This is a genomic window from Vibrio aestuarianus, from assembly GCF_012395185.1.
GTDB classification, from domain to species: domain Bacteria; phylum Pseudomonadota; class Gammaproteobacteria; order Enterobacterales; family Vibrionaceae; genus Vibrio; species Vibrio aestuarianus.
Window position 1 is genome coordinate 83,444 of record NZ_JAAZTU010000011.1, and the last position, 26,134, is coordinate 109,577.

Sequence of the window (26,134 nt, forward strand, 5' to 3'; positions counted from 1 at the left end):
CATCGGTTCCTCAAGAATAAATTGACATAGGGGCAATAGAAATTCGCAGCACAGAGCTGGGGACGTTGGTGTCGCTTAACCAAGACTCAAAAGCTTGGCGAATCGGCCGCCCATTACTTGTAAATAAGTGATGGTATGAACGTAGATCGCTCACCGTAATCACATCACCAATGTTGGCGTAATCTGGCAATTTTTGGTTAAGTTGCTCAATGGCTGATAACACCAGAGATTGATCGCCGCCATCAACAACGGCGGTTAGGTGCTGCTGACCTTCACCAACCACCACCATGGTGCGTAAAGGCGCAAAAATTTGCGCTTCAGATTCAACCCATTCCGGCGATACATTCCGGCCAAAACTGGTGATAATCTGGTTTTTCTTACGACCAGTAATAGAAAGGTAACCTTGCTCATCCAGCGAACCCAAATCGCCCGTGGCTAGCCATTGCTCATTAAAAGGTTGGTTGATATAACCCAGCGCAACATTATCTTTAACAAGCACTTCTCCATCCGGCGCAATCATCACTTTTGAATGCGGTAATACTCGTCCACATGTGCCCATTTTCAGTTGTGATGGTGTATTTAAACTCACCACAGAGCCGCATTCCGACAGGCCGTAACCCTCAAAAGCCGGAATGTGCATCGCGTGAGCATACTGCATCAACTGCGGGGTAACACGCGCGCCACCCACCGCGACAAAAACCAGCGAGGCGACAAGAGCAGCATCCTGTTTAGCAACGTGAATCAACGCCATTAACAACGCAGGGGTAAGCACTAAGCTATTGGGTTGATAACTAGCCAGTGCATGTGCGAAACGCTGTGCATCAAACTGGCTCGACCCCACTAAGCCCACGTCTTCACCTCGCAGTACCACAGAGCTAGCACCAAGCATGATTGGTACATAGATACCGGTAATATTTTCTAGCAAAGTAGACAGAGGCAGTAAAACCAAGTGGGTATCGCATTTCGCTTGCGTCGCAATCGCATCCTTTAACGTCATGCTCACAGTAGCTAGGTGTTGACTGCTTAAGCACACCCCTTTAGGTGTTCCTGTTGAGCCTGAAGTGAATGTGACTTTGGCACTGTGATTAAGTAACCGTACGGGTTTAACATCACAGATTTTCCATACATTCAGCGACCCAATCGTCACGGCTAGCGGCTGTACTAATGATGCTGATAAGGTATCAGGCCAATCTCCCAACAGTAAATCGACACCCGCAGAGTCTAAAGTGTGGCGGATTTGCTCCGCTGTAAAAAACATCGGGATCGGTACAATCGGCAACTTAATATACATAGCCGCAAGGTCTGCTATCACCCAATCCAAACTGTTTTCAGCGCGCAGAGCAATACAGTGAGGCTGTAAAGATTCAAGTATTGACGCGTAGTCTTTCACTTTTTCTAGCAGTTGAGCATAACTCAGTCTCATCACTTGGTCAGAGCTATGCGAACAGCCGATAAAAGCAATACGGTCAGGCGTTAGTTCCGCACGCTGCATTAAGGTTTCAATAATGGCAGACATCACTACTCTCCTATAACCGTACGGCTGTGGTTTACAAATAAGCTCTGCAAATGCGCCAACCCTTGCTTTAAGTTACCGGCAACAATACGCGGTTGATGCTGATAGTAATTTCCCCATATTTGGGTAGCATCAGCAATTCGATTTGGATCCGCTTCTGCTAATATCGTAGGGGTTAAGCCTAAACGGCACATCATGGCATAAAGGGGATCGGTCGCTGTAAAAATGCACCACTCAAAACCCGATGCCACCAATTTCTCAGTCATGAGTAGGAAATGGACCGGTGACATTCCTCTAGAAAATGATGCCAGTTGACCAAATTCAATTAAGTTTTCACGGCCAATGTCTTGGCTAAAAACGTTAGATAGAATGGCTTCCGCTGGCTCATCTAAATATTGTTCAAGAAACAAGGCTTCATTGCTGGCAATGCGAAAACCGCATAAAGACTGGATATGGTCGTGATCGAGCAGAGCAAGAAACGTTGGCATGAAACTATTGAGTTTCGCGTCAAACGCTAGGGCGTACCGTTCACCAATATACGCTTCGACTTCTTTACGTTTTGGGTGGTCTTTTTCAACCATCTCTAACACTAGTGTGTTTGCTCGTAAGAGATCTTTCATTTGTTCACCCTCTAACTTTGATTTCATAGTGAGAATAAGAAATGAAACTTAAGGGAAACTTAAGAAAGTAAATTTTTTGCTACACGCATAAAAAAACCGCGCTTTACAGCACGGTTTCTAAGGGGAAATACCGAGATAAAATCGTGAACTAGGATGAAAGGATTACTTACGACCCACGCCCATCACAACTGGCGCTAGGCCATTTTTTGTTTGCATCTCAAAAGCCACTGAGGTTTCAACCTGACTAAAACCTGCATCTTTAAGTAGTGTTTCGATCTGACGTTGGCTAAGACCGTATTCAGGATCATCCTCTGCAACTAACCAGTCCCAGTGCACAAATAAGCCATTGTCATCCAGTAAAGAATGGATAATTGTGAGCACTTCACTCAAATTAGGCACAAAACCACAAACAGAAGAAGCAACGACAAGGTCAAATTGCTTACGAAAGGCAGGGTGCTGCGCGACTAAACCACGGGTCAAGAAGTCAACCACAGGTTCAACATTAGACAGTTCTTTTTTGTCTAACTCTTCAATCATCGCTTCCGAGCTGTCTAATGCGACAATATCCTTTACCTGTGGTGACATCAATTGGCTCAATAAACCCGTACCACAGCCAAAATCAAAAACATGTTTGCCATTGAGTGACGCTAACTTCTGAAGCTGCTGAAAAACGTTCTGTGCAAAAATAGTCGTGGACTCATCCTGTTCCCACTCAGCTGCGTACTCATCCCATTCGTTCGCCATCATGGCCTCCGTATTACTTCTTGTATTGGGGTAATATTGCCAAGAGTAAACCAAAACTATGTGACGTTCATAGCGTTACAACGCAATCTTATTCAAGAAATGGGGCGCTTATTTCATTTGGCGAGAAAACAGACAGATAGGCATCCAACTGAAAATTGTTTATGATCCGCTGACTATCATCACTTGTGATTACTATATCTTCGAGTCTTTATGAATCTCTCGCAAATTGAAGCATTTTGTTCCGTCGCAGAAACTGGTTCTGTTTCTGAAGCGGCACGGCAGCTAGCATGTAACCGCACTAAACTGAGTATGGCGATAAAAGCATTAGAGAAAGAGCTCGATACAGCCCTGTTTGTGCGAACCGGTAATAACCTCACGCTTTCGGAAGCAGGTAAAGCGATTTACAAAGATTGTGAAAGCGTGTTGGTGACAATTGCGCGGATAAAGCATACCTGCACTCAAGTCTCACGCGGGTTTAACGCTGAAATGTGGATAGCCCGTGATGACTCACTACCCGATGCACTATGGCAAGACTTTGCGCATCAGCTCAATAATCGTTTTCCAGCCACGTCATTCAACTTAGTACTCGCATCGAGCGGTGACTTAGCCAACTTAATTGCCACTCACCAAGTTGACTTCGCGTTTGGCGTTGATTACGAGCGTATCAATGACCCCAGAATTACCTACCAGCCTTTGGGCAAAATCCGCATGATGTCGGTGTGTAAAAGTGACCACCCACTGACCAAAATCAAACGTGTAACCGATGAAGAACTCCGCAAAGCAATGCAAGCGGTGATGGTTTACCTGAATGAGAAGGATAATCCAGAGCTACAACCTTTTTCACGTCGATATATCGGTTTCTCTAGTTTTGATTACATGCTCAACACCATTTTGACAGAAAATGCATGGGGAGTTTTGCCCGAGCCACTTATTCGCCGTTATTTGCGTGAACAAAAACTAACGGTAATCAAGCATACTTATGGTTTAACCCAAGAAGATTATTGCATGTTCACCGCAACAGGCATGGCGGAACATCCTGGAATGAATTGGTTGGCGGATAAACTCAGCGATTACTTGTTTGATTTTTAATCCAATCCAGACTCAAGCAGTCAGTGTCAAAAAAACTGACAGGCAGGCAATTCGTAACTCTTTGTTTTTAAATAAAATAATAATGTTAAATTGATTCCACTATCAATTACGCTCACTTAACGATTGTCAAAAATGGGTTTTCAGCCAAAATAACACCATGTTTTCAACAGGTATTATTTTATGTGCGCTCGAACAAGAAATAACGAAAATCGTGTATTAACGATTTCTGCCCTTTTGGCTTCTGGCTTTGCTGGCGGTGGTTTAGTGGTAGGTATGCTTGTCGGCTCATTAGTTATCGTGTTTGATGGTGTCTATTCACTGGTCAGCTTGCTGTTAACATTATTGTCGCTGGTGGCTTCACGTTATATCCGTAAACCTTCAGATTCTCAATTTCCATTGGGTAGGGCCGTTTTTGAACCAGCGGTAATTGCAATTAAAGCCAGCGTGATTTTATTAGTAGTGAGTTATTCGCTCTACTCAGCTGTCGTTGCATTATTTACTGGTGGGCGTGAAGTGGATGCTTCTATCGCAACACTCTTTGGCGCAATCAACGTTATTGGCTGTGGCTTTGCCTGGTGGTTTATTGCTCAAAAAAGTAAGCGTTACTCTTCTGGCTTAATCGAAGCAGAAACGAAACAGTGGCAAATGGACACGCTATTAAGTGTCGTGGTAACCGTAGGTTTCTTAGTGGCTTTTTTAGTGACAATGTCACCTTATGCGGAGTATGCCGTATATGTAGATCCAATGATGATGCTACTAATGTCGTTTTATTTTATTAAAGTGCCTTACGACATGCTCAAATCCGCGATGCGTGAATTACTGATGATGTCGGCGAGCAAAGAAATTTGTAACACAGTTGACCAAGGCGTAATAGCCGCAGGTGAAGAATCAGACCAAGAGATTGAATTGACTTCCGTGACTAAAGTAGGCCACGAGTTATGGGTAAACGTAGATATTCGCCCAGAAGAGAATGAAATGATTGCTATCGAAGATATTGAAAGTACACGTCGTTCGTTACATAAGCGTTTATCGAAACTGCCTTTTGAATTGCAATTAAACATGAACATTGCACGATAGTCACAAACCTTCATAAAAAAGACCTCAACCATTATGGTGAGGTCTTTTTGTTTCTAATAGCCAATTCGCCTAGCTTGCTTGTGTTGCCTCGCTCTCTTTAACAGATGACGATCTATCTTTTGTCGCCCACCAACACATTAATGAGCCAATGGTGACCATCACGACACCTTGCCAAAAACTGACACCGAGCACCACTCCCAATATAACCGAAGAAAATAGCGTCGAAATGACAGGAGTGAAATAGGAAAGCGTAGCCAGTAACAGCATATTTCCTCGAATAATCGCGACATTCCACAACGCATAGCCACTGCCCATAACCACACCAGTGATCACTAAATTTAAAGTAGCAGGGAGTGTAAATACTAACGCTCGTTCATCACTGAAGAAATATTGAATCCAAAGTGCGCTGGCTGTGGCGATAAAAAAGACGATAATTGCATTTTGTCCATTCGCTAACTGTTTGGTTATATTGCAATATACAGCCCAGATAATCGCTCCCGCAAACGCCATACTATAAGTCGCTGGGTTAGTGGCGATGTTGCGAGAAAACTGTTCGATAGAAAAGCCATCGTCACCAGCGATCGTCCAAGCCACCCCCACAAAAGCTAATGCAACGCTCGGGTAAACGAGTAAATTAATTGGTTTACGAGTAACAATAACAGCCAACAACACCGTCAGTGCTGGCCATAAATAATTGATAACTGCCATTTCTAACGCCTGATGACGGTCATTTGCCATGCCAAGTGCTAGCGCTAAGCAAATTTCATAGCTGACAAAAAGCGCGCCACCAATCAGCAAGTAACGTAAAGAAAATTGCTTTAGCTTAGGAAAACCCATCACTAGCACGAGAAATATCGAACTCACTGTGTAGATCAAAGCCGCCCCCCCAATTGGGCTAAATTGCTCAGCCACTGTTCGGGTGAGCCCCATAAGACAGCTCCATAGCAAAATGGCAGCCACACCAAACAAGGTGTGCTTATGTTGTTTCAATGATGACCTTCCTTCGCTGTCATTTAACTGGTTGAGAGACTGCTGACTTCTTTTAATGAGCGAATCACTCGGGCTGGTGTACCACCAACCAGTGTATCGGGTGGCACATCTTGATTAACCACAGAATTGGCCGCCACCACCGAACGCGCACCAATGGTGACACCTTGGTTAATAATAACGTTACCGCCAATCCAAACATCATCTTCCACTACGATGGGTTTACAAAACGTCTCCCATAAACGGCGACTGCGATAATCTAAAGAGTGAGAAGGTGTATAAAATTGAGTATTAGGGCCAATAAGAACATGATTGCCGATGGTAATACAAGCACCGTCTAACATAGTGACATTCATATTGATGAAGGTTTCGTCACCAATGTGAATCGTTTCACCAAACTCACAGTGAAAAGGAGGTTGAACAACGCTGTGACCAATGGCACCGAACAGTTGCTGCTGTAATGAATAACGCTGCGACGCATCACAACATTGGTTAATTTGAATTTGCAATTGAGCCGCTTTGCAACGAATTCTATCTATTTCAGGATCGGCACCATCAAAGATTTGTCCATCCATCATTTTTTCCATTTCAGTCATCTTTTCACTCCTCATCGCAATAAAAAGCCAGAGTACGCTGAAATAAAAAAGAAAAAAGAGAAAATGTCGCTCGTACATTTTCCCCCTTTTTACATCGCTCATGGCGAATTAAATGATTTCCCAACTATGGGTCATCACCACACCTTTACCTAACATCAAACAGACTGAGCAGTATTTCTCTAATGAATCTTGAGCTACCTTTGCCACCACGGTGGGGTCAAGATTTTCTCCAGAAACTTCAAAATGAATGTTTACCGCGGTAAAAATACGCGGTGCTGTGTCGCGGCGCTCTGTGGTTAATTTAGCAACACACGATGTCACATTTTGCTTGGCCGATTTCAAACCATCAACTACATCGACAGAGCTACAACCACCAGCAGCCATCAGAACCATTTCCATTGGGCTGGGTGCACTCGCACCGCCACTACCATCCATCACAATAGAGTGACCCGATTGTGATTGCCCTAAAAATTTAAAATCTTCAACCCACTTAACTTCTGCTTGCATCACTTGATCTCTTATTCATTGGCTGTGAATTATACCAATCACCGTAAGTCAGTGTTCCGAAATAGCGTAGAAAAAATGCTTGATAGCAAGGCGGAATTTTTCGATAAGTAACTATTCTACAATCAAAAATTCTAACGCTGTTATCGAGTATTTTAACAAGCTAGGATGACCAGTTATTTACTACGATTGGTATTACTGTTTATCGGAAGGGAAAACCACTCCGGTTTGACGGCGTATTTCCGTTAATAATTTGGACACCAGTAGTGAACGTTGTTTGCATTGCTCATCAATACTGTTTCGCTGGATTTGCGCGGCAAATTTCTGAGCTTCATAAAACATGCGATTCGTTTGTTGATCAACACTTAAATCTTCACGACAGCCACTGCGACTAATTTTTGTGACACGATTGCAGATAGAAATCATCTCAACTTGCAACGCAGCCTCTTCACCTTGGATCTCACTTGGCAAGTAAGAATCGCTAGTTTTGGAGTGCATTAACACTACATCAAAACCTTTGTATCCTAAAATGACACTGCCATTGCCATCCACCCCCGTATCCAACAAATGAGCTTGGGCTTGAACTGAGTCTGGCTCACCAAACAATTCAACCGCAGAACCTAGACAGTAGTAACCAATATCCATGATGGAACCATTAGAAAATTCAGCTAAGAAAGTGTTTGGTCTTTGGCCATTTAAATATTTAGGGTAACGAGATGAGTATTGGCAGTAGCTAATCATCGCTTTGCGAATAGCACCAATTTGCGATAACTGCTGTTTAATAACAGCAAAATTTGGTAAATGCGGCGTCATAAATGCTTCAAATAAAATGACATTTTGCTGCTCTGCCACTTTATACATCTGCTGCGCTAGTGGGTAATTTGATGCCAAAGGCTTTTCACATATGACATGCTTACCTGCCTCCATCATTTGAATCGACTGCGGACCATGCAGTGCATTAGGACTTGCAATATAGACCGCGTCAACCTCATCGCACTCCCCTAACTGGACTAAATCGGTAAATAAAACCGGAGAATCGTATTTCGCTGCAAATTCTTTTGCTTTATCGAAACTGCGCGAGTAGACCGCCGTCAGCTTAAAAGCGCCTGTTTTTAATGCGCCTTCAATAAATTGATCGGTAATCCAGTTGGTTCCAATAACCGCTAAGCGAATCATAATGAGCTCCTTTTACAAATTTCACTCATTATCTGGAGTTACGGAGTAGGAAGCAATCTTACTTTACAAGAATAAAATAAAGAAAACCCCACTAAGCTTTCGCCTAGTGGGGTTCCAGTTCTTACTCGCAGCAATCCAGCTACTAATAGGTGCTCCCTGCATCTATTCCTTGATAGTTGGCTGACTCCTTCAGCGCAATCCTTTTCATCGCCTTCCTAGCGGTGTCCTTAATCTGTCTTCCTGACAGATTCGTGCAATTATCCTTTGCACCGTACATTAACCATCCTTGATAACCATCCTAGTTATTCAGCATCCAGCTAATGTCCTTCGCTTTCCTTGCCGATAATTCTTCCCGAATCATCGAATCTTCGTCCTGAAGATGACCTATCCTTGGGCCTTTCCTGTTCCGTGTCCGCTTCCTGCTGACAACTTAAGATTACTTTTTTTACGTTAACGAACAATTACCGTTCTGAAAAAACTTTTCTACACTATAAATTGATTGCAATTATAATGATTTATTTTCAATGAGTTAAAAATACAACATCTCATTCTACGGCATCAATAAACGCTAAAATCTTACAGTCCGTGTAAGAGATCTCGCACAAAGAAAATCCTAAATATGTCCATTGAAGAAATTTTTGTGAAGAAAAAAACGGGATAGAGCTCTCACTCTAATTTAAGAAATATCTTCGCTAAAATAGATTTACTCTAGACTCAGTGCTCGAAAACTAGGATATTAATGCTGATCTTTATCACAAATCCCTATTTAGTCTGGGGAGCAAAGAAAAATCATTAGAGGAACAAAGCATGATTTCGAAATGGGCACAACGCTTTTACCAAATGGCAGAACTTGTTGGCTCTTGGAGTAAAGACCCGTCAACCCAAGTGGGTGCAGTCATTACCAAACAAAATCGCATCGTTTCCGTTGGCTTCAATGGCTATCCACACGGCATTTCAGACAGCGCAGGAACCGATGATCGAGATATGAAATATCTCAAAACCTTGCATGCTGAGGAAAACGCGATTCTTTTTGCTAAGCGTGATTTAGATGGCTGTGAGATTTACGTGACTCATTTCCCTTGCCCAAACTGTGCGGCAAAAATTATTCAAACCGGTATTTCTGCGGTTCACTGCCCTGAACAAACGGAAGACTTTTTGTCTCGCTGGGGTGATAAAATCAAAGTCAGCCAAGATATGTTTTTACAAGCCGGAGTAAAAGTAAACTGGCTACCACTAGATAGCTTAAAGTAAGTAACAACATATTCAATACTAAACGCCCTCCGATATTGGAGGGCGCTTTACATTACAGTTGAATCTTTTTGACCATTCCAGCTTCAGCGTGGCCTGGAATGTTACAAGCGAACTCTATGTTTTTGTCGCCATGAAAGTGCCATAGCAACTGCTTCGCTTTACCCGGTTCGACCAACACAACATTCTCACTATGATGTGTTTTCCCGTCCATTTGGCGCATCATTTCTCGGTGTTTCAATTGTTCAGCGGCTGAACCAATTGAGAACTCGTGTTCAATTTTACCCGTATTCATCACCACAAATTGCACTACATCGTTGGGCTCAATTTTGACGGCTTTCTTAAACGTAATTGTCATATCATCAGATAGTAGAACATGCACAACTTTATCTGGTTTAGCACCTTTAGCGGGCATGCCTACCTCAGACATGCCGTCCATCATCATATCCATACTTGAATGATCCATCTTGCTGGTTGACATTTGATCTTGGTCCATCATCATACCAGCGTGATCCATTTTGCTATGGTCCATCTTACTGTGATCCATTTCTGCAATAGCAGAGGTAGTCAACACAGTTAATGTGAGTGCAATCAGTGTTCTTTTCATTTTATATTCCTTCTTGAATTCGAGTGTTCTGTTTGTTCAATATTAAAGTCATTAATCTTTAGCGATTTCACGACTCTTCCATAATTTGAATACCGCAGGCAGTACCAGTAACGTCAGCAATAGCGCAGATGCCATACCACCGATCATCGGTGCTGCAATACGCTGCATCACTTCCGAGCCCGTGCCTGAACCATACATAATTGGGATAAGACCAATGATCACGGTGAGCACCGTCATCATCACTGGACGCACACGCTGACCAGCCCCTTCTCGAATGGCTTCAATTAAGTCACTGCTACCGATAGCTGTATGGCTTTGCTGCGCATCAATCTTTTTGTAATGCCATGCCTGGTTAAGATAGACGAGCATAATCACACCTATTTCTACCGCAACACCAGCCAACGCAATAAAGCCAACGCCCACTGCAATCGAGAAGTTGTAACCAAGATAGTGCATTAACCACAGGCCACCGACCAATGCTAATGGCAAGGTCGCCATAATGATCAACACTTCTCCGACACGGCGAAAACTGAAATAAAGCAGCAGCATGATGATCGCCAAAGTGATCGGTGTGACCACGCTTAAACGTGCTTTCGCTCGCTCCATGTATTCATATTGACCAGACCATGCTAGTGAATAGCCAGCAGGCAGCATCAATTGTTCGGTGACCGCTTTTTGCGCATCCAATACGTATGAACCCAGATCTCGTCCCTCAATATCAACAAATACCCAGCCATTTGGGCGAGCGTTCTCGGTTTTGATCATTGGGGGGCCATCTTCATAGCGAATATCGGCCACATCGGCTAAGGCAATACGTGCCCCGTTAGGCGTCACCAGCGGAAGGTTTTGCAATTTCATAACCGAATCGCGATAGTCCTGCGGATAACGCACGTTGATAGGGTAGCGCTCGAGTCCTTCAATGGTTTCACCCACATTCATACCACCAACCGCTGTTGAGACCACTTGCTGCACATCTTTGATACTGAGACCATAACGCGCCGCTTGTAGGCGGTTGATATCAATGGTCACGTAACGACCACCCGCCACACGCTCAGCATAGACCGAGGCCGTTCCTTGGACACGGTTAAGAATCGGTTCTAACTGCGCGCCGATTTGTTCTATCTCTTTTAGATCTGGGCCGGCGATTTTGATCCCTATTGGAGTTTTAATGCCCGTCGCCAACATATCGATGCGCGTTTTGATTGGCATTACCCATGCGTTAGTCAACCCCGGAAATTGCACTAAATTATCAAATTCTTTGCGCAAAGATTCCGTCGTTACCCCTTCACGCCATTGATCTTGAGGTTTCAGTTGAATAACCGTTTCTATCATCGTCAGCGGAGCCGGATCGGTCGCGGTTTCTGCTCGACCAATTTTCCCCCACACGGTTTCTACCTCAGGAACCGTTTTGATGAGTTTGTTGGTTTGCTGTAATAACTCACGAGCCTTACCGATAGAAATGCCCGGATAAGTGGTCGGCATGTACATTAAATCCCCTTCATCTAAAGGAGGAATGAACTCGCTGCCTAGTTTGCTCAGTGGATAATAAGCTGACGCCATCAAACCTAACGCTAATATGATCATACTTTTTGGATAACGTAAGCTCAGATTAAGCAGTGGTCGATATAACGCAACAAGCCCCCTGTTGACTGGATTTTTATGTTCTGGAAGAATGTTTCCGCGAATAAAATAACCCATTAATACCGGCACAAGGGTGATAGCTAAACCCGCCGCCGCTGCCATGGCGTAAGTTTTAGTAAACGCTAACGGCGAGAACATTTTGCCTTCTTGCCCTTCTAACGCGAAAACCGGCACAAAGCTTAATGTAATAATGAGCAAGGAGAAAAATAACGGTGCGCCCACTTCTTCCGCAGCCTTCGCAATGACCTGCCAGCGGTTTTTATCGGTCAACGGGGTCCGTTCAATATGCTTATGAACATTTTCGATCATAACGATCGCGCCATCGACCATCGCCCCAATGGCAATAGCAATCCCACCCAGTGACATGATGTTGGCGTTAATGCCTTGCCAGTGCATTACAATGAATGCCGACAAAATTCCCACAGGTAGACTAAGTGCAATAACCAATGACGAACGCATGTGGAACAAAAACAACGCGCACACAATTGCAACAACGATGAATTCTTCAGCTAATTTATGCCAAAGGTTTTCAACCGCATGATCAATTAAAGTGGAGCGATCATAAGTGGCGACAATCTCGACACCTTCTGGCAAACCACGTTGCAGTTCTGCCAATTTTATTTTTACATTATCAATAACTTGACTAGCATTCTCACCAAATCGCATTACGATCACACCGCCAACAGCTTCACCTTCACCGTTGAATTCAGATATCCCCCTGCGCATTTGCGGGCCAAGGTTAATGTCAGCCACATCACCTAAAAGTAGTGGTGTACCTTTATCCGTTACTTTTAATGGCAACGCTTTAATGTCTTCGATACTTGTTAAATAGCCGGTAGTGCGAACCATATGTTCCGCTTCCGCCACCTCAATTACCGACGCTCCGGTTTCTTGGTTACCGTTTTGAATCGCCATATTTATTTGTTGCAAGGTTAGGTTGTATGCACGCAATTTTGCAGGATCAATTTGCACTTGGTACTGCTTAACCATACCGCCAACCGTGGCGACTTCTGACACACCATTAACGGTTTGCAATTCGTATTTCAAAAACCAATCTTGCAAACTACGTAGTTGCGAAAGATCATGCTTACCGGTTTTATCTTGCAATATATAGCTGTATATCCAACCGACACCCGTCGCATCGGGCCCTAAGGTAGGTTTGGCATTGGGCGGTAGTTTAGGTGCCACTTGACTTAAGTATTCCAATACCCTTGAGCGAGCCCAATACATATCGGTTTGATCATTAAAGATGATATAAACATAAGAATCACCAAAAAATGAATATCCACGTACCGTTTCAGCACCAGGAACCGCAAGCATAGCCGTGGTTAATGGATAAGTAACTTGGTCCTCCACCACTTGTGGTGCTTGGCCTGGATAACTGGTTTTAATTATGACTTGCACATCAGAAAGATCTGGCAAGGCATCAACGGGAGTGTTCTTTACACTGTAAAGTCCACCTAAAGTAAGGAACAATGTGGCGACTAACACCAAAAAGCGGTTATTGATCGACCAACGAATAATCGCACCAATCATTGTTTACCCCCCTGCACCGCTTGCGAGTTAAGTTGAAGCGCTTTAAGCAGGTAGTCTCCATTTTGTTTCAATATAAGAAAGCGAACGTTTTGCCCTTCCGCAAAAACACTAAGATCAATCCCTTCGTCTACCGTAAAATTCATTTCTCCCGCTTGCCAAGCCCACTCTTTAACTGCTGAATGTTCGAGTGTGATCATGCCAAAGTCTGCCAACAGAGTATTAATTGAACCATCAACCCAAACTTCATTTGCCACTTCTACCCCATTTATGCGAGAAAGATCCGCTGTTTGGCTAGATTCAGAATCCAACATAAAATGAGCAGAAGTCACAACGCTATCTTGCTCTGTCAACCCTTGCAGAACTTCGATTCGATCACCTGCTTCACGACCAATACTGATACGAGCCGAACGATACTTACCCTCTCCTTGCGCTAATACCACGCGTGTCATGCCACCAGAGCGAATCACTGCAGCTTTAGGAATAGTCAAGACAGCTTGCTGAGAAACAGGTTGTAAGGCGATATTAGCAAACATGTTTGGTTTAAGATCGCCATTGGGGTTAGCGAATTTTAAGCGCATACGTAAAGTGCGTGTATTCGGATCCAAAATGGGATAAACATAATCGACCAGACCTTGCCACTCTTTACCCGGAATCGAATCTAAGGTCATCGTGGCAAAACTGCCTGCATTGATCCAATGCGCTTGACGCTCAAAAACTTCGGCATCAACCCAAACTTCATTCAATGGTCCAGCACTAATTACCGCTTGTGCTGGTGATAAATAGCCACCTTCTCGAATATTTAAACTGGCAATCACACCATCAGCGACTGCTTTAATTTCAATAAATTGAGTCGCTTTTCCTTGCTTGACGATCCGTTGGATTTGCTCACGATCAACCCCCAAAGAAAGCAAACGCTCAGTAGCGCCTTTCACTAGTCCACGACGATCGGTGCGATAAGCGTTGAGCAATTCTTCCTGCGCTTTGACCAAATCCGGAGAATAAAGGGTAAATAGTACATCACCTTTATTCACCTGCTCGCCAACCGCATTGATATGGAGTTTTTCGACCCAGCCACTAACACGGACGTTGGTTTGCCACAGTAAACTTTCATCAAAAGCGATGTAACCTACCGTTTCAATGCGCGGTGATAATTGAGTCAGAACCGCACGCTCGGTTTTAACGCCAAGGTTATTTTCAACTGCCGGATTGATTGTCACCGTACCAACTTGCTCATCAGTACCGCTTTCATCTTCAGAATAGACGGGAATAAGATCCATCCCCATCGGCGATTTACCCGGCTTATCACGCTTATAATTTGGATCCATTGGTGCAACCCAATACAAAGGCTCAGAGGGTGAACTTGAATCACTCATCGCTTGCATATCATGGTTCTCACCATCTTGATGGGGAAAATATTGGCTAGCGACAAACCCAAGTGCGCCACCGATAGCAAGCGAAAGGACTGCTACGTTGAATAATTTCATTGATATCTCCTACTTTTTCACTTGCTCAAGCGCTGGTGCCGCCACCTGAAAATCAAACCCGCTTAATAGATAAGCAAGGTTACTGTTGGTCAGATTCAAGTCTGTTGTTAAACGGGCTTGTTCTAATTGCAATGCCAATTCATCACTGGCCGCGCTGACTACATCATTAAATTGCGCGGTGCTGTTTTCATAACCTCGCTCAATAGCTTGAGTTCGTGCTTTTGCTTGGGTAAGCAACGTAGAGTGGTAGCGCTCTAAGCGCTGTTCCAAATTAGTTTTGTCGACCAATAATGCATTCACTTTGGCATTCATTTGAGCAAGCAAAACATCACGCTGAGACTTAGCAGCGCCGACTTGATATTGCGCTGCAGCATGATTTCTATCTTGACGATTTCCTGTAAATAACGGGATATCCATAGTGAGGTACGCACTGACCAAATCAGAAGCAGGCTGACCTTTCATATCATTGGCTTGGCGATAGGCGTACATCACTTCCACTCCGAACTGAGGCTGGTAAGCCGTTTGTGCGATTTCCACTTGTGTTTTACTGGTGTTGATCGCCGCTTCCGCCATCCCAATCATCGGGTGTTTCATCAGTTGGGTGAAATGCTGATTCTGCTCTGTCATTGAAGTTAATTGTTCGGTAAGTTGTGCCCACGGCAGCTGGTTATCGGCACTTAGTGTTGGTTGGTTCGCTAACCATGCCGAACCTAACCATTCTGAAAGTTGTGACAAAATTCGACTTTGTATTTGGCGATTAGCCTGTAGTTTTTCATCCAATTTTGATACTTGTAATTGAGCTTGCAACAAATCTTGCGCTTCGCTTTTACCCAACGAGTAATTGGTTTCAATAAAACGCTCTAATTCACTCATCAAGCTCTGATTTTCACGCAAAATGCGTTGAGCATATTGTTGATATCCCAACTCTAACCAAAGTTGAGTCATGCTATTGGCAACCTCCAACTCGCGCTGGCGCACTTGCAAAGCCATACCATCGGCTTGTTGTTCAGCTTTCTTTGCTTGAAGCGTCAATGTTGAACCACGCTCAAATTGCTGCATTAAACCTACCGAAATATTGGTCATTGGGTCTTGGTCAAATTTAAAGCTATCGACAGGAAGGCCCCCAAATCCCACTTTTAGCTTTGGATCCATCAAGGTTGAACTGGCTACGCCAGTCTCACGAATCGCTTGAGATTGAGCCAAATACTGCTGACGACTGGCATCAATTGATAGTGCCGTCTCTATCAATTGAGTTAATACATTGGCTTTACTGGTAGCGACTGGCTCTGTCGCGTTTACCGCTATCGGTATTAACAACGTACTGATCGACAATGCGATCACAGAGAGTTTGAATTTCACGATCAAATTCCATCCACATGTGCACTCAATGGAAAACATTGAGATGCAAAAAAATTGCTAGCCTAAAATTCAGGCAGCATGAATACACGTTTTCTGCAGGGAAAAAGCGTCAATAAGATGAAATTACGCGATGGGAGGGCGATAAAGTGAACGGGAAACGGTAATGCTGCTGGTAAACGGTTCTGAATGAATCAAAAGCAAATCAACATGGGGGACAAAAGGAGTACCACCTAATGAGAACAAAGCAAACGCAGCTGCACACATGGCCGAACAGCAAGAATGAACGCCATCCATTGCCATATCGATACAGTTAACCACGGATGACGCTTCTACTATCTCAGAGGAGTCAGCATGGTGAAGCGTTGCTAGGTTGCCTTCCTGACAGGGAGACATTTTATGCATTCCAGAGGACGATACTTGTTCGGTAGATTGCATCTTTGCCATAGTGATCGCCATCAATGGTGCACTCGACACCATTGATGATGTGATCAAAACCACGACCATCAGCACTGAAAACCAAATTGTATGCGTTACTTGTTGCATAACAACATCACTCTAGTATTAAATAGCTTGAATAGACTAAAGTATCCCCTAGGGGCAAGGTCAATAGCTTATCGGTTATATATGATTCAAAAATGAGAATAGGCAAGATAATTTTAATTAAATGACTGCATCTCCAAAGCGTTACAGATACAGCAACTACACTCTAAACATAATGCTTTGAAGTGAGCTCTAAGTTTGCACTAGCACCATCGTTCTAACCCGTTCACCTTAAAATTAATCGTTAGTTTGGCTAGATAACGCGGAAGTTTATATGATAATGCTTAATAAAATTGATAAAAAAATAGCCTTCTCGTTGCTTATCACTGCGTTCTATTTTGCTTCTGTTAGCGCAATCAGCTTCACTTTACTCACCGAACATCGTGCAGCCATAAACATTTACCCTTTGTTTCCTATCGCCATGGTCATCGCTCGATTACACCCCTCAACATTGGTCAAACGTTTGACCAGCCTAATTGCAATCAGCACCATTTTGATCGGAAGTTATATTGAACCGCTTGATATCGATGCTATAGAAGAAACATTTATTCTCATCCCGCTATGCTACATCGTCATTTTCCCAGGCTCACTATTACCAATACTTTCTGCGGTATTACTGATATTCAGCTATCTGCACAACTTACCGGCAGAGCAATTTATTGAATTTAGGGAAGATGCCATTGAACTAATGACCATTGCGATTTTCGCTACCGTCATGGTTTACTACCAACAAAAGTGGCAACGTCAAATTACTCAGTATGAACAGGATAGTCTGACCGATTTCTTAACCGGATTAGCCAATAGAAAGGCATTTACCTTAGATCTTCAACAGATTGCTAAGGAAACACCATACAGCGACGGCTATGCACTCATTCAGCTTGACCTTGACGATTTTAAGAAAATTAATGATAACCTAGGTCACCACTTTGGCGACCTCGTGCTCATAGAGTTTTCTAACCGTTTAAAAGATCTTCCTTTTGAGCGGATAAATATATATCGCCTTAGCGGTGATGAATTTGCCATGATTATCAAAGATAGAACCAATATTCGTCACACCGCCGAGTATGCTTCTAACCAATTGAAAGATATATCAAATCAACAATTTTCATTGGAAAATCGATCATATTCGATGACATTTAGTATTGGCATTGCATTATTAGAAGATGCACTTCATGCCGTCGATATTTGGTGTAGAAATGCAGATATTGCCGTATACCGCGCTAAATCGCGGGGGAAAAATACCATTCAGTGGTATGACGAGGCGTTAATTGACGAGACGATTCGCAATTATCAAATAGAACGAGAGCTTATTTCCGCCATAGAAAGAAACCAATTGCTGTTGTACTACCAACCCAAAATCAACATCAAGAGCAATCGTATACAAGGTGCGGAGGCACTAATCCGTTGGCAACACCCTGAATTGGGAATGATTTCCCCAGTTGAATTTATTGGTACCGCCGAAAAAAGCCAGCAAATCATCGCTATTGGACAGTGGATTATTCAAACCGCCTGTCAACAAGCCAAGCAATGGAGTGATCAAGGATACCCAATTTGTGTATCAGTCAATGTTTCTGCGGTTCAGTTTGTATTTGATGATATTTTTCATATCGTCACAGAAGCATTAAAGGTCAATGAATTAGATCCGAATTTACTTCAATTAGAAATAACAGAAACGACTTTAATGGAGCATCCAGATAAAGTTGCGCAAACTTGTAATGCGCTGCGTAAATTGGGAGTTTCCGTTGCCATCGACGATTTTGGTGTTGCTTATTCTTCACTCAACTATCTGAAGCAACTTCCCGTAGACGTATTGAAAATTGATAAGTCGTTTGTTGACGACTGTGTAGATAACCACAATGATCACATGATTGTAAAAACCATTATTCAGCTTGGTCATAATATTGGTAAGCAAGTCACCGCAGAAGGCGTCGAAACGGAACAACAGCTCTCACTATTAAATACTGAAGGTTGTGACAACTACCAAGGATATTTGTTTTCCAAACCGATTCCTGCGAAACAATTTTCCAAACTACTTCTTCAGTATTCGGCAACATTCAACTCACTAAAGATATCAAATAGTTGCTTAGATTTATAAGGTTTAGGTAGATAGGCATCCATCCCTGCGTCAAAACAATTCTTAATATCTTCTTCAAGTACACTGGCGGTTAAAGCAATGATGGGCAGCTTATTCTTACCTTGTTCTTGTTCCCATTGGCGAATTTTTTTGGTCGCTGTTAGACCATCCATCACTGGCATCATGCAGTCCATAAGCACTGCACAGAATTGACCGCCTTGTGTGATCGCATCCAGTGCTTCTTGTCCATTATTCGCCACCATATAATCCAGTCCGGCTTTTTCAAGAAAGAAACTGGCTATTTTTTGATTCATTAAATTATCTTCCACGATCAAGATTCGCTTCCCGTTTTCAATGATTGAATCAGCCCTTGCCGATAACAAATCTTTCTCACTCTCCCATACCGAAGCCACTAATAGCTCACGCATTGCCCTTTCAAACCGCGAGCCTAAAAATGGTAAAGTCAGCACTGGCTGTGCGAATCTTACAAAATCTTGATTGATGAATAGATGATGCTGTAGCACAAGAATTTTGACTCTAGGAAATTGATCATGCAGATCAATAAAATCTGACTGGAGACTAGCGGTAAGCGTTTGACAGTATAAAATACACGAAACCGGTAACTTAACGTACAACGCTTCTTCTGCATTTTTGACCTCACTGAATTCGACACCGATTCGCACACAATCACGTTTTATTGCCGCCGAATAGTTGGATGCATTGGTTACAAGTAAAACATGGGTTGCCAACAATTCTGTCTGTGGTTGCTCTAACGGCACTTCGACTGGCACGACAAACTCAAAACAGCTCCCTAGACTTTGGGTTGACTGAACGCTAATACGGCCATTCATTAAATCGAGTAATTGACGGCAAATAGCCAAACCAAGACCTGTCCCGCCAAAACGGCGCGTAATTGTATGGTCTTCTTGAGTAAATGGTTCAAAAATGGTTTCTAGCATCTCTTTATCAATGCCTTTACCAGTATCCGATACAACAAAACGTATTGATGGCTGTTCTCCAGCCTGGAAAGTCAGCTCAGTATTCACATAACCATCGTTAGTGAATTTAACCGCATTAGATAGTAAATTCATCAATATCTGCTTTAGACGATATTCATCGGCAACGACAATACGTGGCAATGCTGGATCTAAATTTATATTCAATTCAACATGCTGACTGAGCGCTTTCGCGTTGACTAAATGAACGGTGTCATAAACCATCTCAGCCAGCTCAAAACGGTGTGGAGCAAGTTCCAAATTGCCTGACTCAATTTTAGATAAGTCTAAAATATCATTTATCAGTATCAGTAAAATTTGTGAAGAAGTGTCTATATCCGACAAAATTTCACGCTCTTTCACTTTGAGGTCACTACGTGAAAGCATCTCTGTCATACCGATAATGCCATTGAGTGGCGTTCGTATCTCGTGAGACATATTGGCAAGAAATGCACTTTTTGCACGGTTAGCCGCAATTGCCGCTTCTTTGGTTTCAAGCAACGCAATTTCGTACTGTTGTTGTTGTTGGATAATCTGATTGAGATTTCTTGTAAAGTGAGCGAACTCATCATTACCTTCAACGGAGATTTGCTCTATTTTATCTTGCTGCTGAGATAATCGCCTCATCGTATTCAGAATGTGGCTTAATTTCGATGTCACGCGATAATAAGTGCTAGCACCTAAAATATAGAGAAAAATCAGCACAAGAATAGCCACAGCAGACATCACAAGCATTCGAATTTTTTCTTGCTTAACTTGTTGCGCAAGTAGCATGGAGAAATTCGCAGTCACCCCTTGCAAATGTGTCCTTATAGCAATATACCGACCTTCAGCATTTACCACATACAACGGCCATTGCTGTGGGTTAATTTCATTACGAATAATGTTGTCTCGAATTAAAGCGCCTTGCCGAAATTTCGCTTGAGTAAACAGAATCGCGAATGGTTCAAGTTGATAGCTACTTTCACCTGAATCCAACAGATTCTCTAAATATTGCTGCTGACGCTCAGCAACTTGCAAATATTCAATTTGTAAATTTCTAGCAAGGGAACCAACCACAGCAGATTGCTGAATTAGCCAAGCTTCCTTTTGCATCCAAAACGAAAACCAATGTAAATCACTATAAATTAGGTCTAACGAGTGAATATCAAAAGGTGCGGTCAAACTGTTAGTTTTTTGTAATTCAGCCATCAATTGGCCTATCAAAGCAAACCCACTATTGCCTATCTCGAACACTTCATTTTTTGTGGCATTCGGAATGGTGTCTACAGCTTGACTCAACTGATTGATGATATTTTCTATCTTGACGCGATCACTTGTACCATGAGTCTGATGCTGATCAGCACTAATATTTTTGCGCACCTCCGCTAAGGCTCGCTTGAACTCATCTAAGTCTTGATCATTGCTTTCCGAGCGCAGTTCTGCGCTCAACGCCTGATAAAGTAAGTTAGCACTTTTGGTCGTTTGATTTAATGACTCAACTTTTTGATTAAGTATCTCATACGTATGCAGACGTGCATCAAACTGAATGCAGAGGCCTAAAGCAATGACCGCAATGACCAGTGCCGGAATCAAGCACAGCATCATTAGTCGAGCCTTAATCGAAAGTTGAGATAACAATGCCATTATTATCATCCTTGAAAGCGATGGCTTGATGGATGATTAAATCATAGACGCCATTCTATGCAATTTCCTGCTTATTTATCCTTAAAAAGTAAAATGTCTTTGATAGCGACATTATTCTTAAATTCAGAATTTTTAATTTCCACTGCATGTATGTGATAAGAAAAAAGTAAACGTTATTTGAAAATAACGTTTACTTTTTGCGGTGATAAATTGACCTTGAACTCATTTTATTGAAAGAGATTAAATTGGGCAGGCAAAAATATGCGACTTAATACGTTATCGTCACAAAATAAGGAGGCAACTTGAAAATTGTCAAGAGACATAAACACAGCCCAAATAGGGTTAGATACCCTGCTGTCTCGATGTTTTTTAGTAGTAAATATCGCCATTATTTTTCCTAGCAGAATAACCAATGTGCATTTACAATTCCGCCACATAAAAACAACAATAGTTTTCCTCGTATCCAAACTCCGTTTAAATGGTGTGTGATACACGTTCACGGCCCTACACCGTGAACATTCAAGCTCAATATAACGTGAAAGGTCCCAACAAACATGAGTCCAGAGAAACACCTCCTCGACTGGCAAGTAAGTCAAACCATTGCAGAATCAATGTCACCTCTTATCGGCCAACTCTACCGCCAACAGGGAGTTGAAATTATCCTGTTTGGTAAAACGCTCATCAACGCCACCACCATCGATATCATCAAGGCTCATCGAATCGCGCGTCGCTACACCGGTGAATCCCTATCTCCAGTTCAAACCATGCCGATTCTACAGCAATTAACGCAAATGACTTTATCACCATGTCGTATTGATATTGGCCAACTAGCTCATCAATTTTGGCAACACCATGACGATGAGCATGGACTGAATGATTACCTACTCACGGCACTTCATAGTGCGTTAACGGGTGAGAAGTTGGCAGTACCTAAAGACGTTGTACTGTATGGTTTTGGTCGCATTGGGCGCTTATTGACACGTTTGCTGATCGAAAAAAGTGGCCCAGGTTACCCATTACGACTTAGAGCGATTGTGGTTCGCGGTGGTAAAAAAGGGGACTTAGAGAAGCGAGCAAGCTTGTTACGACGTGACTCCGTTCATGGACAATTCAATGGCAGTATTGTGGTTGATGAAGAGCGTAAAGCCATTATTGCTAATGGGAACTATATTCAAATTATCTACGCCAACAAACCAGAAGAAATAGACTACACCGATTATGGCATTCATGAGGCGCTGATCGTCGATAATACGGGAGTCTGGCGCGACAGCGAAGGACTTAGTCAGCATGTCGCGTGCAATGGCGCAAGTAAAGTACTACTCACAGCGCCCGGCAAAGGGGACATTAAAAATATCGTGTTTGGCGTTAATCAGGCGATTATTCAGCCAGAAGATACCATTATCTCGGCTGCAAGCTGTACCACGAATGCCATTACACCGGTGCTCAAAGCCATTAATGATAAATTTGGAGTTATTTCCGGACACATTGAAACCGTTCACTCATTTACCAATGATCAAAACTTGATTGATAATTTCCATTCTGGTGAACGCCGTGGACGCAGCGCGTCACTGAATATGGTATTAACATCAACAGGTGCGGCTAAAGCGGTAGCGAAAGCCTTACCAGAATTAGCAGGAAAACTGACAGGGAACGCGATTCGGGTTCCGACTCCGAATGTTTCAATGGCAGTTGCGAACCTAAACTTAGAGAAAGGTACTGATAAAGAAGAACTCAATACTTATCTCAGAGAAATGGCTCTTAATTCTCCACTTTCCGCGCAAATCGATTACACCGATTCCACCGAAATTGTTTCAAGTGATTTGGTGGGTTCTCGTCATGCAGGAGTGGTTGATGGTGCGGCAACCATCGCACAAGATAATCGCTGTGTGCTCTACATTTGGTACGACAATGAATTCGGCTATAGCGGTCAAGTTGTCCATTGCATGGAACAAATGATGGGCGTGCGTTATAACACTTATCCCGCCACTTTTGCTTAAGATCAGCTCAAACACTTTAACGTCATAACAACTCCACAGCATAATAAGCACTGGATAAGATCTCTAATTACCACCCGTAACCGGGTGGCTTTTTTTGTTCATGTTTGATTCATCTTGACTAAGTTAACCTGATCACAACTAAGAAAGAGGTATACATTATGAACAGATTTCTCATCACAGCATTGACGCTAATTACTGGCTTTTTTGCTTTGATTTTCAGCCTAATATTGGCGATCCCTCTGACTATTGCAGCCATCATCACGGGTAAACGTTTAGAGAAACAATTGAAAGGTCACTCGTTCTATCAAAGACGCAGTAACGTCATAGACGGTGAATATGAAGACGTCACAACAAAGCATTCTCATCAAAGCCATTAACACGTAAAGTAGTTCCATAGACCATATTAAAAAGGGAGCAATTGATTGCTCCCTTTTGCATGTCGATACTTTACACCGTCATAATGACACGTATCGCTAACAGAATAAGTACAATCCCTGACAATCTATCAATCAACACCGCACGTGCACGAAGCTTATCTAGAAGCCTTGGGCTGGAAAGAATAAAGGTAATAAATGTGTACCAAAGTCCATCCACCACAAAAGGCGTTAACACGATAATCACTTTGCTGGTTATCCCGTCTCCTACCGCAACAAACTGACTAAACAAGGCAATAAAGAATAAGGCAATTTTAGGGCTCAAAAGTGAAATAAGTAACCCTTCTTTCGCTGACTGCCACACGCTCACTGTTTCGCCTGACTCCAACTTAGCCGCCACACCACCTTTTGATTGCAGTGCGTTAAAACCTAAATATGCCAAATAAAAAGCACCCGCATAACTGATGGTTTTAAACACTAAGGGGGATTGATGCAGCACAACCGCAAGGCCAATCAGGGTAATAAATGCATAAACCCCAATACCAAACGCATGAGCCCAAGCGGTAGCGAAACCATTTTTTCGCCCACCAGCGAGACTGTGTTTAGCTACCATCGCTAAACTTGGACCTGGTGACATGGCCCCTAAAATACAAATCGTAAAAAGTGATAACCACACAGTAATTGTCATGCTTGTCTCGCTATTTGATCCTATTAAAAATTCATTTTCCCCAGACAACTTGAAGTTGCAGGTAGGCGGCCAGTGAGTGCATTCCCATCCGCATAGAAACTATGTGAGTGGGGGTGAGCAAGCGTAGCCAATGCCGTTCTAGCTTCAAGCAGGAGAGGAATATCGATAGAGAATGAGTAACCTCTCAGTCACTATCTCATTGATCGCATAGTAATTTGACACAACTGATTGAAATTAACCACCGCTTAACCTTAACTCCGGGGGAAAAAGTGGTGTTGTGGTCAAATGACGGCCTTAAGCACTCTGAGCGGCAATATTTCTCAATTTTGTTTAATGCATCCAACTTCGCTTCAGAGTATTCTGCAGTACATAACTTTATTCAGGAACGGAAGCCGTGAGCGAGTTAAAACAGGACATCACTTTATTGTCCGGAATAGGGCAACTCTCCACCACATTAATGGGCACGGGGTTGTTTATGATCCCCGCGATTGCTGCTGGTATTGCCGGTCACTTATCGCTCTGGGCATGGCTGCTGCTTTTTGTTGCTATCTGCCCTATTGCATTAACTTTCGCAGCACTCGGTAAACGCTACCCGAATGCCGGTGGTACGGCCTACTTTGTGCGCAAAGCCTTTAATGCAAAGCTTGAACGCTCAGTCGCTTGGCTCTTTGTCAGCGTGATTCCGGTTGGCGTTCCTGCAGCAGTAGCGTTAGCGGCAGGTTTTGCGCAACAATTACTCCCTGAACCACTCAACTCTTCAATGATTGCACAAACACTGACCGTATTGCTTCTGGTGGTGGTGAATCTTGCTGGTACAAAGTCCTCGGGCAGCCTGCAAACCATTATTGCGCTGAGTATTTTTACCTTAGTCGGTGCTTTTCTCTGGGTTGGAAATGTGGGCTATACGGATTTAACCATGCCGCCTCTTGATGCAGAAAGTATTTGGCCAATAGGTGCCGCCCTTGGTGTAATGTTTTGGTGCTTTGTTGGTATTGAAGCTTTTGCCCACATGGGCGAGGAGTTCAAAAATCCACAACGCGATTTCCCGATAGCAATTATTGTTGGTTGTTTTGTTGCCGGAGCCACTTATTGGGCTTGCTCAGTGGTGATCTTGAAGTTCGGAGCATTTGGCAGCCCTGAATTTGATAGTACCTCTATCCCTTGGTTAAGTGACCACATCTTTGGTTCTGGTCTCGCTACCCTTATCAGTATTGTTGGTTTTTTTGCTTGCTTCGCCAGTATCAATTTATACACACAAAGTTTGTCGCGGATGGTTTGGGCTCAAGCAAGGGAATACCGACCTAAAAGTGCCATTGCAAGAATATCGATTCGAGGGGTACCAGCAAACGCAACGCTTGCCGTTGGCGGGGTATTATTGGCTTCATGCCTACTCGGAGAACTGTCAGGACTAGACTTAGAATTCTTTCTAAAACTCGCAAATGGCATTTTTGTACTGGTATATTTGTTGGCGATGTTTGCCGCGTATAAATTGTTAACGGGCATCCATAAAGTATTAGCCACAATCTCGCTTGTTCTATGCAGTGCGGTTTTCATTTGCCTTGGTTGGTCAATGCTTTACGCACTGACAATTTTTATTCTGCTGTCATTGCCTTGGAGCAAGTTGGTGAAACGACAACAGCCTAAAACAGAGCTTTAGTC

21 protein-coding genes are annotated in these 26,134 nt (G+C 43.1%); 7 read left to right on the forward strand and 14 right to left on the reverse strand.

The genetic code is table 11. From position 1 onward, the window contains the following. Window positions 1–10: 10 nt before the first annotated feature. The 3 genes from HGG78_RS07435 to HGG78_RS07445 all read right to left on the reverse strand — a co-directional run bounded on the left by HGG78_RS07435 (window position 11) and on the right by HGG78_RS07445 (window position 2,877). Window positions 11–1,516, reverse strand: coding sequence for an AMP-binding protein (locus tag HGG78_RS07435; RefSeq protein ID WP_172532480.1), 1,506 nt, complete (start codon window positions 1,514–1,516; stop codon window positions 11–13). Between the two features lie 2 nt (window positions 1,517–1,518). Next, window positions 1,519–2,133 carry a thermostable hemolysin gene (locus HGG78_RS07440; RefSeq protein ID WP_172532481.1) on the reverse strand — a complete coding sequence of 205 codons (615 nt, stop codon included), beginning with the start codon at window positions 2,131–2,133 and terminating at the stop codon, window positions 1,519–1,521. 162 nt (window positions 2,134–2,295) lie between these two features. Further along, entirely contained in the window at window positions 2,296–2,877 is a 582-nt protein-coding gene (locus HGG78_RS07445; protein ID WP_053310481.1) for a class I SAM-dependent DNA methyltransferase, read from the reverse strand. Between the two features lie 210 nt (window positions 2,878–3,087). Between HGG78_RS07445 and HGG78_RS07450 the strand changes: the two genes are divergently transcribed. Both HGG78_RS07450 and HGG78_RS07455 read left to right on the forward strand, forming a co-directional pair. After that, window positions 3,088–3,966, forward strand: coding sequence for a LysR family transcriptional regulator (locus tag HGG78_RS07450; RefSeq protein WP_172532482.1), 879 nt, complete (start codon window positions 3,088–3,090; stop codon window positions 3,964–3,966). A gap of 180 nt (window positions 3,967–4,146) precedes the next feature. After that, window positions 4,147–5,043 (forward strand): cation diffusion facilitator family transporter, encoded by an 897-nt coding sequence (locus tag HGG78_RS07455; RefSeq protein ID WP_053310479.1) that lies wholly within the window; start codon window positions 4,147–4,149, stop codon window positions 5,041–5,043. Window positions 5,044–5,112: 69 nt separating this feature from the next. On the opposite strand, the gene yddG is transcribed toward HGG78_RS07455, so the two are convergent. The 4 genes from yddG to HGG78_RS07475 all read right to left on the reverse strand — a co-directional run bounded on the left by yddG (window position 5,113) and on the right by HGG78_RS07475 (window position 8,306). Further along, the gene (gene yddG / locus HGG78_RS07460) at window positions 5,113–6,033 is read right to left on the reverse strand and encodes an aromatic amino acid DMT transporter YddG (protein WP_172532483.1); all 921 of its coding nucleotides are present in this window, start codon (window positions 6,031–6,033) and stop codon (window positions 5,113–5,115) included. Window positions 6,034–6,056: 23 nt separating this feature from the next. Further along, window positions 6,057–6,626 (reverse strand): sugar O-acetyltransferase, encoded by a 570-nt coding sequence (locus HGG78_RS07465; protein ID WP_172532484.1) that lies wholly within the window; start codon window positions 6,624–6,626, stop codon window positions 6,057–6,059. A gap of 108 nt (window positions 6,627–6,734) precedes the next feature. Continuing rightward, the gene (locus tag HGG78_RS07470; protein ID WP_053310476.1) at window positions 6,735–7,133 is read right to left on the reverse strand and encodes an OsmC family protein; all 399 of its coding nucleotides are present in this window, start codon (window positions 7,131–7,133) and stop codon (window positions 6,735–6,737) included. 192 nt (window positions 7,134–7,325) lie between these two features. Next, complete coding sequence (locus HGG78_RS07475; RefSeq protein ID WP_053310475.1) at window positions 7,326–8,306, reverse strand: Gfo/Idh/MocA family protein; 981 nt, start codon at window positions 8,304–8,306, stop codon at window positions 7,326–7,328. A gap of 807 nt (window positions 8,307–9,113) precedes the next feature. Here HGG78_RS07475 and HGG78_RS07480 point away from each other — a divergent pair. Then, window positions 9,114–9,557, forward strand: coding sequence for a dCMP deaminase family protein (locus HGG78_RS07480; RefSeq protein ID WP_053310474.1), 444 nt, complete (start codon window positions 9,114–9,116; stop codon window positions 9,555–9,557). A gap of 52 nt (window positions 9,558–9,609) precedes the next feature. Here the strand turns inward: HGG78_RS07480 and copI are convergent, their stop codons facing one another. The 5 genes from copI to HGG78_RS07505 all read right to left on the reverse strand — a co-directional run bounded on the left by copI (window position 9,610) and on the right by HGG78_RS07505 (window position 16,724). Then, window positions 9,610–10,161 (reverse strand): copper-resistant cuproprotein CopI, encoded by a 552-nt coding sequence (gene copI / locus HGG78_RS07485; protein ID WP_172532485.1) that lies wholly within the window; start codon window positions 10,159–10,161, stop codon window positions 9,610–9,612. Between the two features lie 51 nt (window positions 10,162–10,212). Further along, window positions 10,213–13,338, reverse strand: a complete 3,126-nt coding sequence (locus HGG78_RS07490; RefSeq protein ID WP_172532486.1) for an efflux RND transporter permease subunit — start codon at window positions 13,336–13,338, stop codon at window positions 10,213–10,215. Further along, window positions 13,335–14,822, reverse strand: coding sequence for an efflux RND transporter periplasmic adaptor subunit (locus tag HGG78_RS07495; protein WP_172532487.1), 1,488 nt, complete (start codon window positions 14,820–14,822; stop codon window positions 13,335–13,337). The genes HGG78_RS07490 and HGG78_RS07495 overlap by 4 nt, the downstream gene beginning before the upstream one ends. A 9-nt stretch (window positions 14,823–14,831) precedes the next feature. After that, the gene (locus HGG78_RS07500; RefSeq protein WP_172532488.1) at window positions 14,832–16,220 is read right to left on the reverse strand and encodes a TolC family protein; all 1,389 of its coding nucleotides are present in this window, start codon (window positions 16,218–16,220) and stop codon (window positions 14,832–14,834) included. Window positions 16,221–16,304: 84 nt separating this feature from the next. After that, on the reverse strand, window positions 16,305–16,724 hold the full coding sequence (locus HGG78_RS07505; RefSeq protein WP_172532489.1) for a hypothetical protein: 420 nt from the start codon (window positions 16,722–16,724) through the stop codon (window positions 16,305–16,307). Window positions 16,725–17,001: 277 nt separating this feature from the next. Here HGG78_RS07505 and HGG78_RS07510 point away from each other — a divergent pair, with 277 nt between their 5' ends. Further along, window positions 17,002–18,816 (forward strand): putative bifunctional diguanylate cyclase/phosphodiesterase, encoded by a 1,815-nt coding sequence (locus HGG78_RS07510; RefSeq protein ID WP_172532500.1) that lies wholly within the window; start codon window positions 17,002–17,004, stop codon window positions 18,814–18,816. Here HGG78_RS07510 and HGG78_RS07515 read toward each other — a convergent pair. Further along, window positions 18,759–21,416, reverse strand: a complete 2,658-nt coding sequence (locus HGG78_RS07515) for a hybrid sensor histidine kinase/response regulator (RefSeq protein WP_254068151.1) — start codon at window positions 21,414–21,416, stop codon at window positions 18,759–18,761. The two genes, HGG78_RS07510 and HGG78_RS07515, sit on opposite strands and share 58 nt — an antisense overlap. A 554-nt stretch (window positions 21,417–21,970) precedes the next feature. Between HGG78_RS07515 and HGG78_RS07520 the strand changes: the two genes are divergently transcribed. Together HGG78_RS07520 and HGG78_RS07525 are read left to right on the forward strand one after the other, a co-directional pair. Beyond that, on the forward strand, window positions 21,971–23,413 hold the full coding sequence (locus tag HGG78_RS07520) for a glyceraldehyde-3-phosphate dehydrogenase (protein ID WP_053310471.1): 1,443 nt from the start codon (window positions 21,971–21,973) through the stop codon (window positions 23,411–23,413). Window positions 23,414–23,571: 158 nt separating this feature from the next. Continuing rightward, window positions 23,572–23,790 carry a hypothetical protein gene (locus HGG78_RS07525; RefSeq protein ID WP_053310470.1) on the forward strand — a complete coding sequence of 73 codons (219 nt, stop codon included), beginning with the start codon at window positions 23,572–23,574 and terminating at the stop codon, window positions 23,788–23,790. 70 nt (window positions 23,791–23,860) lie between these two features. Here HGG78_RS07525 and HGG78_RS07530 read toward each other — a convergent pair whose 3' ends face one another. After that, window positions 23,861–24,475: a LysE family translocator gene (locus tag HGG78_RS07530; RefSeq protein WP_172532491.1), complete on the reverse strand. Its 615-nt coding sequence runs from the start codon at window positions 24,473–24,475 to the stop codon at window positions 23,861–23,863. A gap of 394 nt (window positions 24,476–24,869) precedes the next feature. On the opposite strand from HGG78_RS07530, the gene yjeH reads away from it, so the two are divergent. After that, window positions 24,870–26,132 carry an L-methionine/branched-chain amino acid transporter gene (yjeH, locus tag HGG78_RS07535; protein WP_172532492.1) on the forward strand — a complete coding sequence of 421 codons (1,263 nt, stop codon included), beginning with the start codon at window positions 24,870–24,872 and terminating at the stop codon, window positions 26,130–26,132. Window positions 26,133–26,134 lie beyond the last annotated feature (2 nt).